Below are 12,565 nucleotides of genomic sequence, written 5' to 3'. Positions count from 1 at the left end.
GTTCCCGTGACCGACACCCTGCCCTCGCTTTCCCCCCAGGACGCGCTCGTCGCGGTCATGGTCGCGGTCTCCGCCTCGGACGAGAACATCCGCACCTCGGAACTCGTCGCGATCGAGCAGATGGTGAACCACATGCCGATCTTCGCAACCTATGACATCGACCGCATCCGCACCGTGGCGCAGACCGTCTACGCCCTCTTCGAGGAGGAGGAGGGGCTCGAGGCGCTCTTCGGCCTCGTGCGCGACGGGCTGCCGCAGAAGCTCTTCGAGACCGCCTATGCGCTCGCCTGCGACGTCGCCGCCGCCGACGGCGTGCTCTACCAGCCCGAGCTGCGCATGCTCGAGGAAATCCGCGGCGAGCTCGCGATCGACCGGCTCCACGCGGTGGCGATCGAATGGGGCGCGCGGGTGCGTCATCTGACGCTCTGAGCCCGGATCGTTCCAATCCTGCGCATTTTTTTGGCGCGCGCCGTGCGGGGCGCGCCGTTCTCAACCATTGCTTCACCAACCGCGGGCATGCTGCAGGTTCCTCGAACCGTCGAAACCCATGCCCCGAACCCATTTTTACCCGAGCCGCAGCGCCCGGGCGACAGGTCTTTTCCTCGTCCTGCTCGCGCTGATCACCGCCCTGCCCTGCGGCGCCGCACGCGCCGCCAGGCTCTCGCAGGCCGATGTCCTGCGGATCGAGATCAACATCGCCGGGCGTCAGCGCATGCTCTCGCAACGCATCGCCTCCTCCGCCTGCCTGCTCTCGCTCGGCATCGACAGCGAGACGCATGAGCTCGCCCTGCTCGAGGCGCAGCAGATCTACCGCACCACGCTCGACCGGCTGGAAAAGGGCGATCCGCTCGTCGGCCTGCCACCGGCAAGCGACTTCCCCACCCGCATGCGCCTCGCCGAGGCGCGCTTCGTCTGGGCGCCGATCGACCGCGCGATCGACAAGGTGCTTTCGGGGGAGGCGAGCCGGGCCGAGATGCTCGCCGTCGCCGCCCAGGGCGCACCCCTGCTCGAGGTCTCCAAGGCCATCGTCACCGCCCTCGTTGCCCAGGCGGCGGGAAGCGGCGATCTCGCCCTCGCCCAGGCGATCGACATGGCCGGGCGCCAGCGCATGCTCTCGCAATCGACCGTGGCGCTCGGCTGCATGATCACCGAGGCCGAGGAGGGCGGCTTCGACCGCGCTGCCCTCGCCGAGAAGCTGCACGCCGCGATCGCGCTTTTCGACGACAGCGCCGCGACCCTGCGCACGGGCAGCGCGGAGGCGCAGATCGCCCCGCCGCCGGGCGCCGACGCCGCCCATGCGCTCGAACTCGCCGACGAAAGCTGGAGCCGGATCCGTCCGATGCTGGCCACCGCCGCCGACAGCCAGACGCTCGATCCCGCGACGCTCGCCGATCTCTCCGAACGTTACGAGCTGCTCCTGCCCGAGCTCGAGGACGTGGTCTGGTTCTACGTCAACCGCGGCGGGGGTTAGCCGTAAAGCGTCGCCCAGCGCTCAAGCAACTGGCTTTGCAGCACTTTCGAGCGCCGCACCCAGGCGCCGGAGCCCGCCGGCTCCTCGTCGTTCTTCGCCCGCGCCCGCCGCGCGAGATCGCCGGTGAAGATCGCAAAGATCAGCTCGGTGCCATCCGGCGCGGTCACGTAGCCGGTCAGCGTCGAGACGAAATTCAGCGTGCCGGTCTTCGCATCGACGCGCAGCGCCTGTTCCTTGCGATAATTTCCCTTCTCGTCGCGCAGCTTGAACGGTTTCATCAGCCCGCGCAGCCCCGCCTTGGGGCCGAGCACGCCGACCGCGCGCACCATCTCCAGCGCCGAGATCCGGTCGTCGGCGCCAAGTCCCGAATGGTCGACGAACCGCGCCTTGCTGCCGCCCATCCGCGCCGAGAGCCAGGCGCTCATCACCGCGCCGGACCGCCCCCGCGCCGCCGCCTCGCCGCGCGCCGTGCTCGCCGTCATGCCCACCGCCTCGGCGGTGAGATTGGTCGAATATTTCATCATGTCGCGCAGCACCCCGGGCAGCGCATCGGAGCGCCGCTCCGCGATCACGGTGCCCCCGGGCAGCGCCTGCACCGGCTCGGGGGCCGGCAGCGGCACGCCGCGCGCCCGCGCCAGCGTCTGGAACACATCGCCCGCATAGGCCACCGGATCGCGCACCGGCAGCCAGCGCGTGCCGCCCTTGCCCAGCGCCCCCGCCGCCACCGTCCACTGCTCCTTGCCGCCGCGCTGCGCATAGGAAAACAGCGGCCCCTTCCGGTTCGCGAGCGCGACATCGACGGTATAGACCTTCGGCTGGCTGCGCGCGCCCCGCGCATCCATGCCCAGCGCATAGCCCCCTTGCGCCCGTTTCCAGGCGAAACAGACGCGGTTGTAGTTCAGGATCAGCCCCGAAATCGCCGGGTTGTAGCCCACCCATTCCGGCTGATCCGCGGCGATCCGGTCGGCATAGGGCAGCGCGCCGCCCCAGGTGCGGAACCGCCCGGTGATGCCGCTCACCCCCGCCGCCGCAAGCCGCGCCGCAAGATCGTCGAGCCCGTCGGTGTCGAGCGTCGGATCCCCGCCCCCCGCCAGGATCAGATCGCCCTGCACCTTGCCGCCCGCAATCGGCCCGGTCGCGATCAGCCGGGTGGCGAAACGATAGCCCCCGCCGAGCGTCTCGAGCGCGTAAAGCGAGGTGATCGTCTTCGCGGTGGAGGCCGGCGCCATCGGCCGGTCGGCGCCGCGCGCCTCGAGCACGAGCCCGGTTTTCGCATCGGCCACGACATAGGTGACCTCTCCGCCCAGCTGCGCCGCCGCCACGAGCTCCTCGCCCGAGGGCAGCCGCAGCGCCTGCGCCTGTGCATGCGCCCCGCGCGGCAGCGCAAGCGCCGCCCCCGTCGCCGCGAGCCCCGCCAGTGCCGCGCGCCGCGAATAGATCGTCATCGCATCCGTCCCGTGAAAACCCGAGTCCCCGTTGCCGCGATCTTGCCCGCCGCAGCGCGGCGCCGCAAGGTGCCGCGGGGCCTCAGCGCCCGCCCTGCCACTGCCCGCGGGCGCGGATCGCCGAGGAGGAGAGATCGGAAAGCGGCATCTGCACGAAGCACCAGACCGGCGGCGGGGCGAGCGCGAGCCCACGCGCCAGCGCCGCGGGCAGCCGCGCGCGCGCGCAGATCCGCGCCGCGCGCGCCTGCGTCGCCGCCATCCGGTAGCCCGGGCGGGCCAGCACGCCGACCGGCACCATCTTGAGAATGCCACGCCAGTTTTCCCAGCGGTCGAACTGGCACAGATTGTCCGCGCCCATCAGCCAGACGAAATGCACCCCGGGGTAAAGCGCCGTGATCCGGCGCAGCGTCTGCGCGGTGTAGCGCGTGCCGAGCCGTGCCTCGAGATCGGTGATCTCGACCCGCGGATCGGGCATCACCCGGCGCGCCTGGGCGAGTCGCGCCGCAAGCGGCGCCGGCCCGTGTTCCTTCAGCGGGTTGCCCGGGCTCACCAGCCACCAGATCCGGTCGAGCCCGAAGCGGCGCAGCGCCTCGCGCGTGATATGTGCATGCCCTTCATGCGCGGGGTCGAACGACCCGCCCAGAATGCCGATCCGCATGCCCGGCGTCGCGATGGGGAACCCCTGTTTCATCGCCAAGCCCTAGCCGATCGCCGCCGAGCCTGCCAAGTGCAATGTCACAGCCCCGTCGCATCCCGCGCGCACGGCCGCGATCGCGGGGTCAACAGATCGCCGTCTCCCCGCCTGCGATCGTGCAGCGCCCGCGCCCGGCACGTTTCGAGGCGTAAAGCGCCTCATCCGCATCGCCGAGCACCTCGCCCACGCGTTCCGGCCCCCGCCGCGCCGAACAGGCGATCCCGATCGAGGCCGAGATCCGGCATTCCTGCCCCTCGATCCGCATCGGTTCCTCGAGCCGCAGGATGATCCGTTCCGCCAGCGCCATCAACTGCATCTGCGGCAGCGGCCCGCGCAGCAGCAGCACGAATTCGTCGCCCCCGACCCGTGCCACGATATCGCCGCGCCGCGTCTCCTCGCGCAGCGCCTTGGCCGCATTCACCAGCACCTCGTCGCCCGCGGCATGGCCCAGCGCGTCATTCACCTCCTTGAAAAAGTCGAGGTCGATGCTCACCACCGCGAAAGGGGCGCCCCCGGCGATCTGCGCCCGTGTCGCCGTCTCGAGCGCGATCTCGAAGGCGCGCCGGTTCGACAGACCGGTCAGCGCATCGGTCATCGCCTGGGTCATCGCCGAGAGCCGCGCCTCCTCGAGCCGCTGGGTCAGCGCCCGCAACTCGGCCAGAACGGTGGATTTCGCCTCCTGCAGGTAAAGCAGCTCCATGGCGAGGTCGGAGGCCGCGAAATCCGCTTCCGTCAGGCCGAAATCGCGCACGATATCAAAGATATGGATCCCGAATGTCAGGTCGATCAGCCGACCGTCGCGATCGCCGCAGCCGATGCTGACGGCGGTGCCGCGCAGGGTGATCCCGGGATGAGCGACGAGCGTCAGGCTGACGCGCTGCCCGCCGGTGAGCGCCAGGCCCGGATCCTCTTCCGCATCGCCGCGACGCGCCCGCGCGCGATGCAGCCGGAAATGCCGCGAAAACCGATCGCCCTGCACCGGTTCGGGGCCAAGGATCTTCGCCAGCGTCGGCCCGGTGGCACGGATCGTGCCATCGGTGCCAAGCCAGAGATACATCGGCATCAGATGCCCCAGATCGACCGGCGTCAGCCCCGCCAGCGGACAATAGCCCGAAAACCCTGCATTCACCGTCATAGCACCGCCCCAACCCCGGGATGGGCGAGGTCGAATCGCCGCCCCTCCGCCCAGTCCTCCTCGAGCAGGACGACCCGCACCCTTTCGGTGGCCCCCTCGCTTTCGAGCATGTCGATCAGCGCGAGCACGCCGTAATCATCCGCCATCGCCCGCAACAGCCCCGCCATCACCGCGCCCCAGCCCGGCATCGGCCCCCGCACCTCGAGCAGGAACCGCCCGCCCCGCTCGCTGCGCAGGCAAAGTTCGGGCAGTTCGAGATCGGGCAGCGCCATCAGGCTGCGCCCCTGCAGATCGTCGAGCGAATAGAGAAATTCCCAGTAATCCGCGCCGCCGAAGCGCAACAGCCGGCGCAGCGGCTCGCGCATCGCGAGAAAGGCGCCGATATCCTCGAGCAGCGCCGCCCGCGGCTTGTCGAGTTCGGAGACCGCGGCGGCGATCAGCGCATCGGTGAGATCGTCGTCGTAATGCAGCATCGCCTCGAACCCCTCGGGCGCGACGCCGGTGCGATGCGCGACGCTTTCCCAGACGCGCTGACCGTAGTGGTCGCGCAGGAAGGCCTGAACCGACTTGTTGATCAAACCATGCATCGTCGCTCCTTTGCGAGGACGATAGCCGTTGCCCGTAAACAAACCCTGAAAGCGCGCCGATTCGAACGCAGTTCAGGGCGCGATCCCGAACGCAGTTCAGGGCAGGATCGTCACCTGCCGCCCGCCGAAGCTCAGCGCCCGCAGATCGGCCGCAACCGGCTCCGCCCCGGCGCTCAGCGCGTCGATCAGCGCCGCGCCCGCAGGGGCCGCGCCGCCATCGGGAAACACCGGCGTGGCGATCTGCCACAGCGTGCCGCTCTCGCGCAATGCAAGCGTGCCCGCCGTGCCCCCCGCCGCGCGCAGGAAGAGCGCCTCGCGCCCGGGCCGCGCCGGCGCGAGATCGCCAAGCCAGATCAGGCAACCGGGGTTCCCCGCCGCGGTGGGCGCGGCACAACCCGGCGCCCAGCTCTCATCGCCCAGCCGCGCGATCTCCTCGAGCAGCGCCTCGGGCGCAACCGCGCCGGCCGGCAGCACCGCCACCACCCCGCGCAGCTCCGAGGCCCGCGTCGCCAGATCGCGCGAGACCGTCGGCTCGAGATCCCAGGGCCCGACCGCCCGGTCGAGCCGCGCGAGCTGCATCGCCAGCGCCGCGCCCTCGGGCGCCGCCGCCCGCGCGCGCAGATCGGCCAGCGCCGCCGCCCCGGGCTTGCCCCAGTCATGCGCGAACTGCCACAGCGGCAGCTGATCCTCGGCGATCCGGCCCGCCTCGAACCGCGCCATCTGCGAGCGCGTCGCGATCGTCTCGGGCGAGATCAGCGGCGTCAGCCAGAGCGCGGCCAGCCCGATCATGCCAAGCGCCATCGCGACATTCGCGCGCCGGATCCAGCCCATCCAGCGCCGCCCGGTCAGCACCGAGGCAGCGTAAAGCACACCATAGCCCGCGATCACCCCGCTCCCCGCCGCCGCCGTCACCCGCATCGGCGTCCAGCCATGCGCCGTGACGCGCTCCGCCAGCGCCCAGATCGCCAGCCCCGCGAGCAGCGGCAAAAGCATCGCGAGCCCCCGCCCCGCGACCGGCAGCACCCGGTCATGCGCCGCCTCGACATCGTCCTGATCGACCGCGACCGACACCAGCCCGATCGCCGCAAGCGCGGTGGCGATCAGGATCCCCGCCGCCGAGAGATGGCCGAAAAGATGGGTGAGCCCACGCAGCGGCAGCACCGCGACGAAGACCAGCTCGACCGCCAGCACGAGCGGCAGCAGCAGCCGGAACAGCCGCAGAAGCAGATAGGGCGAAACCATGTCCGGCATCTCGGTCACCACCGAAAGGCCAAGCCCCAGCGCTGCCCCGCTCACCAGCCAGATCGCCGGCGCCGAGCCAAGCAGATCGGCCAGCGCCTCGACGCCGACGAGGCGCAACAGCATCGCGAGCAGCCAGAGCACGAGCCAGACCGTGCCCACGAAAAGCCAGGCCGCGGCATAGCGCACGAGGATGTTCCAGGTCTCGATGAAGAGCACCTGATAATCGACCCAATGCCCCTTCCCGCCCAGCTCCCGCGCGATCAGGAAGGGCACCGGCAGGCTCGCCAGGGTAAGCAGCGCGACGACCACATGCCCGGTGCCGAGCATCTGCCCGGCATCGACGAAACCGAACGATTTCAACAGGCCGAGCGCCGCGACCCCAAGCGCGAGCGCGCCCGCCGAAAGCAGCGCCCGCCGCGGCCCGAGATCGCCGAGCATCGCCAGCACCGCACCGAAGAACACCGCCGCAAAGATCGCCGCGCCGACGAAGCCGCGCGCCGCATGCCAGTCCGCCGGCGCCGAGGCGAGCCCCCAGAAGGCCAGCCCGCCCAGCAGGCCCAGCAGGATATATTGCACACGCTTCGCCATCGTCCACTCCTCGTCACGTCCGGCCCGCGCAGGCTAACGACGCGCGGCCGCGAAGGCCAGAGCCGCGACGCCGCTCCCGGATAGCCGATGCCGCCGCCCCGCGCGCCCCCCTGTTCGAGGGGCCGGATCATGCCCCCTCAGGGCGCCCCCGCCGCGATCCAGTCGGCCAGGCCGGAAATGTCGGGCAGCACCAGATCGGAGGCCGGCGCCAGCACCTCGCGCGGGGCCGGACCGGTGAGCACCGCCACCGCCCGCATCCCCGCCGCCCGCGCCGCGCCCATGTCATGCAGGCTGTCGCCCACCATCGCCACCGCCGCCGGCGCAAGCCCGCGCGCCGCGGCAAAGGCCAGAAGCTGCCCCGGCCCCGGCTTCTCGCCATGGCCGCTGTCATAGCCCGCGATGAACTCGAAGAGATCCTCGACCCCCGCCTTGCGCAGATGCACCCGCGCCGAGGCCTCGGCATCGTTCGTCGCCACGCCAAGCGCGAGGCCGTGATCGCGCAGCGCCTCGAGCACCGGGCGCAGCGGCACCGCCGGCACCTGCGGCGCCTCCTGCGCGGCGGAGTCGAAATCGGCGATCAGCCCGGCGAGGTCGCGCCCGGGCAGGAACGGCAGCATGAGCCCCGCCACCTCCGCCACGGTGCCGCCGATCACCGCGGAATCGCGCGCGAACCGCGCCGCCGCGAGGTCATAGCCGATCGCATCGGCGAGCTGCGCGGCCAGCCCCGCGTCCCCCGCCGCAAGCGAAAGCACCTGCCCCCGCGCCCAGGGCCCCCAGGTCGCGTCGAAACCGAAAAGCGTGCCGTCCTTGTCGAAGAGAATGCCGTCGATCATCATGCCCTCAGGTCCAGTGCACGCGGTCGCCACCGCCCAGGATCTCGCGCGCCATCAGCATCTCCTCGGGCCGCGCCCCCACCGCCTCGGCGCAGCCGATCACCCAGTCGTCGCGCATCAGGATGAAGTCGAGCACCGCGCAATGCAGCGCCGGATCCTGCGCCTGCGCGCGCAGCTGCGCCGCATCGCCGCCGCTCTGCGCCAGGAAGGCCGCGAAAAGATCGTCGTCCGCAGCGAGCCAGGCCAGCGCCCGAAGCCCCAGAAGCTGCGCGGAATCCTGCCGCATGGTGTCGCATCCCCCTTTAAAACAAAGGCCGGAAAGAGTTTGTTAACCTTTGTTGCCGCATGATAGGGTCGGATCAGAGCAGGTGGAAGGAGCGATCAGTTCATGGCAGGAAAAATCCTGATCGTGGACGATGTTGCGACGAATCGGATCGTATTGAAGGTGAAGCTTTCGGGCGCCCGTTACGAGACGGTTCAGGCCAGCACCGGGGAGGAGGCGCTGCGGCTGATCGCCCAGGAAGCGCCCGATCTCGTGCTGCTCGACGTGCACCTGCCCGACATGAACGGGATCGAGATCTGCCGCAAGCTGAAGTCGGAGGGCACCACCGCGCATCTGCCGGTGATCGTGATCACCGCCTCCCCCGACCGCGAGACGCGGCTCGCCGCGCTGCAGGCCGGGGCCGACGAATTCTTCGTCAAACCCTTCGACGAGCTCGTGCTGCTCGCGCGGCTGCGCAGCCTGCTGCGCGCGCGCGAAACCGACGAGGAGCTGCGCCTGCGCGACAGCACCTGCCGCGACCTCGGCTTTGCCGAGGCGCCCGCCGCCTTTCCGACCCCCGCGCGCATCGCGCTGATCGCCGAAAGCCGCGCCGCCGCGATCGGCTGGAAGGCGATGCTTGCCCAGTTCATGCCCTCCGACCAGCTGCTGCCCTGCACCCGGGAGGAGGCGCTCGCCGCCGCGGTCGAGGATCCCGCGCCCGACGCCTATGTGATCGCCGCCGATCTCGACCGCCCTGGCGAGGGGCTGCGCCTGATGTCCGAACTGCGCTCACGCGCCTCCTCGCGCCATGCGGTGATCTGCATCGCCGTGCGCGACGCCGCGCGCGAGACCGCCGCCGTCGCGCTCGATCTCGGCGCCTCCGACCTGCTCCCCGCAAAACTCGGCGAGGCCGCCACCGCGGAAGAGGCCGCGCTGCGGCTGCGCGCCCAGATCGCGCGCAAGCGCACCCTCGATCAACAACGCGCCCGCGTCGCCGACGGGCTGCGCCTCGCCGTGCTCGACCCGCTCACCGGGCTTTACAACCGCCGCTACGCGATGCCGCACCTCGCCCGGATGGCGGAGCGCGCGCGCGTCACCGGCCGCCATTACGCGGTGATGGTGCTCGACATCGACCGTTTCAAATCGGTGAACGACACCTGGGGCCATGCCGCGGGCGATGCCGTGCTCGTCGAGCTCGCGCAGCGCCTCACCGCCAATCTGCGCCAGGTCGACCTGATCGCCCGCATCGGCGGGGAGGAATTCCTGATCGCGATGCCCGAAACCACGCTCGACGCCGCGCGCGTCGCCGCGGAACGGCTGCGCCGGGTGATGGAGGAAACGCCGATCCCGCTGCCCGGCGGGCAGGACCGGATCTCGGTCACCGTCTCGATCGGCCTCGCGCTCGGCGGCGGCGAACCGGATGCCGATCCGATCGACGACCTGATCTCCCGCGCCGATTACGCCCTGCTCGACTCGAAGGCCGAGGGGCGCAATCAGGTCAAGGTGTTCCAGCTGCCGGCCGCCTGAACCGCGTTCCCGGGGCCTGGCCCCTTCCGTCGTGACTGCGGTCAGTCGCGATCAGGCCCCGGCCCATGCGGTTCCCCACGCGGATCGAAACGGTGCTCGAACCGGTTCAGCCCGTCGACAAGCCGCGCGGCAAAGGCCTTGCGCGCCTCGGGCGTCATCGCCTGCAACCGCTCGAGCATCACCTGCTCGCCCAGATCCATCCGCTTGAGCGAGCGCTCGCGCATCTCGCCCAGCACCGCGCGCACCGCCGCCTCGTCCCAGGGATCGGCCTGCAGCGCCGTCACCAGCCGGTCGAAATCGCCGCGCATCACCGCGCGCATCGCCTTGAAATCGGTGCCGCCGCCCTCGGCCGCGCGCCGCATCGCGATCCGGTCCTCCTTCGAGAAGGCCCCGGTCAGCGGGCCGAAGGTCAGCTCCTCGGGGGCCGGCGGGCGCGGCGGGTGGCGGTCATTGCCGAGGATGCCGCCGACGACCACGCCGACCACGAGGAAATTCAGCGTGAGCGAGAGGATCAGAACCCCCTTCACCCAGCCGCGCAGCCCCGTCTTGCCCGCCGTTTCGCTCCCGTCCATCCGCTGCTCCGTCATCGCCGCATCCCCGTCAAACCGTCGTCTCCGCCCCGCTCAATTCGCCGCCAGCGCAAGAATGTCGCCATCGCCAAGGAACGAAAGCCCCGCCTCGCTCGTCGCCGCCGCCGTCGTGGTCCCGGTATAGCCGCTCGCGACCTGCGCCAGCTGGTCCGACCCGGCAAAGCCGAGCCAGAGCCCCGCCGCCGCGGCCGTGGCCATCCCGCCGATCCCGCCCCAGCCCCCGAAAAGGCCGAGGAAAGCGCCAAGGATCCCCCCGCCCGAGGCCGCGCCGCGCCGCGTGGGCGCCGGCATCGCCTGCCGCGCCCGTTGCGCCGACAGCCCCGCCTCCGCAACCCGCGAAAGGAAGGCCGCCGAAGGCTCCGGCGGTGCCGCCCGTCCGGCGGCGAAGAACAGATCGAGCCTCTCGTCGTCTTTGCGCATCTCAGCCATGGCCATACCCCAATTCCTCACGCCGCCCCGCCAACAGGGCGGCCAGCGCGCGCTTTCCACGCGCCGTCAAACTTTCTACGGCCTCGACCCCGATTTCCATCGCTGCCGCGATCTCCGGGTTCGACAATCCTTCCAGGTGGCGCAAAACCACCGCCTGCCGTTGCCGCGCCGGCAGCTGTGCGAGCGCCGCCTCGAGCGCCGCGGCGCGATCGGCGTCGATCATCTGCTCGAGCGCCGAAGCCGCGCCATCGGGCACTTCGGGCGCCTCGTCGAGGCCGACGCCACGGCGCCGCCGCAGCCGGTCGGTCGCGAGATTGGTCACCACCCGGTAAAGCCAGGTCGAGACCTTCGCCTCCCCCGCGCGCCACTCGGGCGCGATCTTCCACAGCCGCAGCATCGCCTCCTGCGCGAGATCCTCCGCCTCGGCGCGATCGCCGAGCATGCGATAGGCCACGCGAAAGGCAAGCGGCGCGAAGCGCAGGCTCAGCGCACGCGCAGCGCCCTCGTCCCCGTTGCCGTAGAGGACGAGTAGGGTTTCGTCCGAAACCTCGCCGAGCGCGTCGAAAGCCATATCCATGCCCTCTGGCCTAGCGCGGAAGCGGGCGGCGCGCAATCGCCGCCGCCCGGGGGCCGGCCCGCCTGCGCGGACCGGCTGCGCCGCGGGAGCCGTCAGTTCCCCTGCTGACCCCAGCGCCACTGCGGGCGCTGCTGATCGTCGGGGTCGCCGCGGCCCGGGCCCTGCTGCATGCCGCGATGGTCATGCTTGTGGCCCATCATCGGGCCGCGCATGTCATCGCCCATCCGGCCCATGCGCTGCCCCATCCGGTCCTGCGCGGCGGCGATCTCGTCGGCGCTCAGGCTGCCGTCATTGTCGGTGTCGAGCCGCTGGAACAGGCCCTGCGGCCCCGGGGGCACCGCCAGCTCGCCGACCGAGAGCATGCCGTCGCCATCGGTGTCGAGCGCCTCGATCCGCGCCTTCACCCGCGCCTCGATCCGGACCTTGTCCTTCGCGAGCTCGGCATTGACCAGCTCGTCGGCGCTCAGCTTGCCGTCGCCATTGGCGTCGATCGTCTTCGCCTCCTCGGCGCGCTGCGACTGGATCTCGGCGAGCGTGACCTTGCCGTCGCCGTCCTTGTCGAAGGATTTCAGGTCGAGCCGCGGCCAGGGCGCATCATTGCCGGGGCCCGCCATCATGCCCATCTGGCCCGGGCCGCCCATCGGGCCTTGCCCCATCTGGCCACCCATCGGACCCTGACCGTTCATCGGCCCCTGACCCATCTGGCCGCCCATCGGGCCCTGACCGTTCATCATGCCCTGGCCCATCTGGCCGCCCATCGGGCCCTGACCGCCCATCGGGCCTTGCCCCATCTGGCCACCCATCGGACCCTGACCGTTCATCGGCCCCTGGCCCATCTGGCCACCCATCGGGCCCTGACCATTCTGCATGCCCTGACCGTTCATCGGGCGTTGGCCGTTCTGCATCTGCTGGCCGTTCGGCATCACCATCTGGCCGTTCTGCTGCGCGTCCTGCGCCAGCACCGGCACCGCAGTCAGGGCGACGCCCGCCATCAGCGCGGCAAGGATCGTGCTTTTGAGGGTCGGTTTCATCATCTCGTCTCCTGTGAAGGCGGCCCCTCCCGGCCGCAGATACCCACCAAACGCGGGGGCGCCGGGGTTCCGTCGCCCCTCGCGCAGCCGTGATCCAGAGGTGATCGCCGCACTTCCCCGGCACGCGACGGGCTGTTAGGCTCGGCCGCAGGGA

The 12,565-nt window shown here is 71.0% G+C and carries 14 protein-coding genes; 3 read left to right on the top strand and 11 right to left on the bottom strand.

Annotated features, from left to right (window positions below):
• The first annotated feature begins 6 nt into the window (after positions 1-6).
• The gene (locus tag AB7U46_RS05555; RefSeq protein ID WP_428335950.1) at positions 7-429 is read left to right on the top strand and encodes a tellurite resistance TerB family protein; all 423 of its coding nucleotides are present in this window, start codon (positions 7-9) and stop codon (positions 427-429) included.
• Between the two features lie 118 nt (positions 430-547).
• On the top strand, positions 548-1,471 hold the full coding sequence (locus AB7U46_RS05550; protein ID WP_428335949.1) for a type IV pili methyl-accepting chemotaxis transducer N-terminal domain-containing protein: 924 nt from the start codon (positions 548-550) through the stop codon (positions 1,469-1,471).
• Here AB7U46_RS05550 and dacB read toward each other — a convergent pair.
• From dacB to AB7U46_RS05515, 7 genes are all read right to left on the bottom strand, one after another.
• Entirely contained in the window at positions 1,468-2,916 is a 1,449-nt protein-coding gene (gene dacB, locus AB7U46_RS05545; RefSeq protein WP_428335948.1) for a D-alanyl-D-alanine carboxypeptidase/D-alanyl-D-alanine endopeptidase, read from the bottom strand. The genes AB7U46_RS05550 and dacB overlap by 4 nt on opposite strands.
• A gap of 82 nt (positions 2,917-2,998) precedes the next feature.
• Positions 2,999-3,607 (bottom strand): nicotinate-nucleotide adenylyltransferase, encoded by a 609-nt coding sequence (locus AB7U46_RS05540; RefSeq protein ID WP_428335947.1) that lies wholly within the window; start codon positions 3,605-3,607, stop codon positions 2,999-3,001.
• An 88-nt stretch (positions 3,608-3,695) separates the two neighbouring features.
• Complete coding sequence (locus tag AB7U46_RS05535) at positions 3,696-4,745, bottom strand: GGDEF domain-containing protein (protein ID WP_428335946.1); 1,050 nt, start codon at positions 4,743-4,745, stop codon at positions 3,696-3,698.
• The gene (locus AB7U46_RS05530; protein WP_428335945.1) at positions 4,742-5,332 is read right to left on the bottom strand and encodes a heme NO-binding domain-containing protein; all 591 of its coding nucleotides are present in this window, start codon (positions 5,330-5,332) and stop codon (positions 4,742-4,744) included. Before AB7U46_RS05530 ends, AB7U46_RS05535 begins: the two co-directional genes overlap by 4 nt.
• Positions 5,333-5,428: 96 nt before the next feature.
• A complete protein-coding gene (locus AB7U46_RS05525; protein ID WP_428335944.1) occupies positions 5,429-7,162 on the bottom strand; it encodes a hypothetical protein in 1,734 nt (577 codons plus the stop codon).
• 137 nt (positions 7,163-7,299) lie between these two features.
• Complete coding sequence (locus tag AB7U46_RS05520) at positions 7,300-7,995, bottom strand: HAD family hydrolase (protein WP_428335943.1); 696 nt, start codon at positions 7,993-7,995, stop codon at positions 7,300-7,302.
• Positions 7,996-8,002: 7 nt separating this feature from the next.
• Positions 8,003-8,281, bottom strand: a complete 279-nt coding sequence (locus tag AB7U46_RS05515; RefSeq protein WP_428335942.1) for a DUF3572 domain-containing protein — start codon at positions 8,279-8,281, stop codon at positions 8,003-8,005.
• Positions 8,282-8,383: 102 nt separating this feature from the next.
• On the opposite strand from AB7U46_RS05515, the gene AB7U46_RS05510 reads away from it, so the two are divergent.
• Entirely contained in the window at positions 8,384-9,784 is a 1,401-nt protein-coding gene (locus tag AB7U46_RS05510) for a diguanylate cyclase (protein WP_428335941.1), read from the top strand.
• Between the two features lie 41 nt (positions 9,785-9,825).
• On the opposite strand, the gene AB7U46_RS05505 is transcribed toward AB7U46_RS05510, so the two are convergent.
• From AB7U46_RS05505 to AB7U46_RS05490, 4 genes are all read right to left on the bottom strand, one after another.
• On the bottom strand, positions 9,826-10,356 hold the full coding sequence (locus AB7U46_RS05505) for a periplasmic heavy metal sensor (protein ID WP_428335940.1): 531 nt from the start codon (positions 10,354-10,356) through the stop codon (positions 9,826-9,828).
• 51 nt (positions 10,357-10,407) lie between these two features.
• Positions 10,408-10,803 (bottom strand): hypothetical protein, encoded by a 396-nt coding sequence (locus AB7U46_RS05500; protein ID WP_428335939.1) that lies wholly within the window; start codon positions 10,801-10,803, stop codon positions 10,408-10,410.
• Positions 10,796-11,380, bottom strand: coding sequence for an RNA polymerase sigma factor (locus AB7U46_RS05495; protein ID WP_428335938.1), 585 nt, complete (start codon positions 11,378-11,380; stop codon positions 10,796-10,798). Before AB7U46_RS05495 ends, AB7U46_RS05500 begins: the two co-directional genes overlap by 8 nt.
• A gap of 92 nt (positions 11,381-11,472) precedes the next feature.
• A complete protein-coding gene (locus tag AB7U46_RS05490) occupies positions 11,473-12,411 on the bottom strand; it encodes an EF-hand domain-containing protein (RefSeq protein ID WP_428335937.1) in 939 nt (312 codons plus the stop codon).
• Positions 12,412-12,565 lie beyond the last annotated feature (154 nt).

Source organism: Paenirhodobacter sp., assembly GCF_050177655.1.
In the GTDB taxonomy this organism is placed as follows: domain Bacteria; phylum Pseudomonadota; class Alphaproteobacteria; order Rhodobacterales; family Rhodobacteraceae; genus Rhodobacter.
This window is presented reverse-complemented; position numbering and strand designations above follow the sequence as displayed.

What these genes read in the sequence shown, in the direction of transcription:
- AB7U46_RS05550 (WP_428335949.1), top strand. Translation starts at nt 548, where the DNA reads ATGCCCCGAACCCATTTTTACCCGAGCCGCAGCGCCCGGGCGACAGGT.
- dacB (WP_428335948.1), bottom strand. Translation starts at nt 2,916, where the DNA reads ATGACGATCTATTCGCGGCGCGCGGCACTGGCGGGGCTCGCGGCGACG.
- AB7U46_RS05540 (WP_428335947.1), bottom strand. Translation starts at nt 3,607, where the DNA reads ATGAAACAGGGGTTCCCCATCGCGACGCCGGGCATGCGGATCGGCATT.
- AB7U46_RS05535 (WP_428335946.1), bottom strand. Translation starts at nt 4,745, where the DNA reads ATGACGGTGAATGCAGGGTTTTCGGGCTATTGTCCGCTGGCGGGGCTG.
- AB7U46_RS05530 (WP_428335945.1), bottom strand. Translation starts at nt 5,332, where the DNA reads ATGCATGGTTTGATCAACAAGTCGGTTCAGGCCTTCCTGCGCGACCAC.
- AB7U46_RS05525 (WP_428335944.1), bottom strand. Translation starts at nt 7,162, where the DNA reads ATGGCGAAGCGTGTGCAATATATCCTGCTGGGCCTGCTGGGCGGGCTG.
- AB7U46_RS05520 (WP_428335943.1), bottom strand. Translation starts at nt 7,995, where the DNA reads ATGATCGACGGCATTCTCTTCGACAAGGACGGCACGCTTTTCGGTTTC.
- AB7U46_RS05515 (WP_428335942.1), bottom strand. Translation starts at nt 8,281, where the DNA reads ATGCGGCAGGATTCCGCGCAGCTTCTGGGGCTTCGGGCGCTGGCCTGG.
- AB7U46_RS05510 (WP_428335941.1), top strand. Translation starts at nt 8,384, where the DNA reads ATGGCAGGAAAAATCCTGATCGTGGACGATGTTGCGACGAATCGGATC.
- AB7U46_RS05505 (WP_428335940.1), bottom strand. Translation starts at nt 10,356, where the DNA reads ATGGACGGGAGCGAAACGGCGGGCAAGACGGGGCTGCGCGGCTGGGTG.
- AB7U46_RS05500 (WP_428335939.1), bottom strand. Translation starts at nt 10,803, where the DNA reads ATGGCTGAGATGCGCAAAGACGACGAGAGGCTCGATCTGTTCTTCGCC.
- AB7U46_RS05495 (WP_428335938.1), bottom strand. Translation starts at nt 11,380, where the DNA reads ATGGATATGGCTTTCGACGCGCTCGGCGAGGTTTCGGACGAAACCCTA.
- AB7U46_RS05490 (WP_428335937.1), bottom strand. Translation starts at nt 12,411, where the DNA reads ATGAAACCGACCCTCAAAAGCACGATCCTTGCCGCGCTGATGGCGGGC.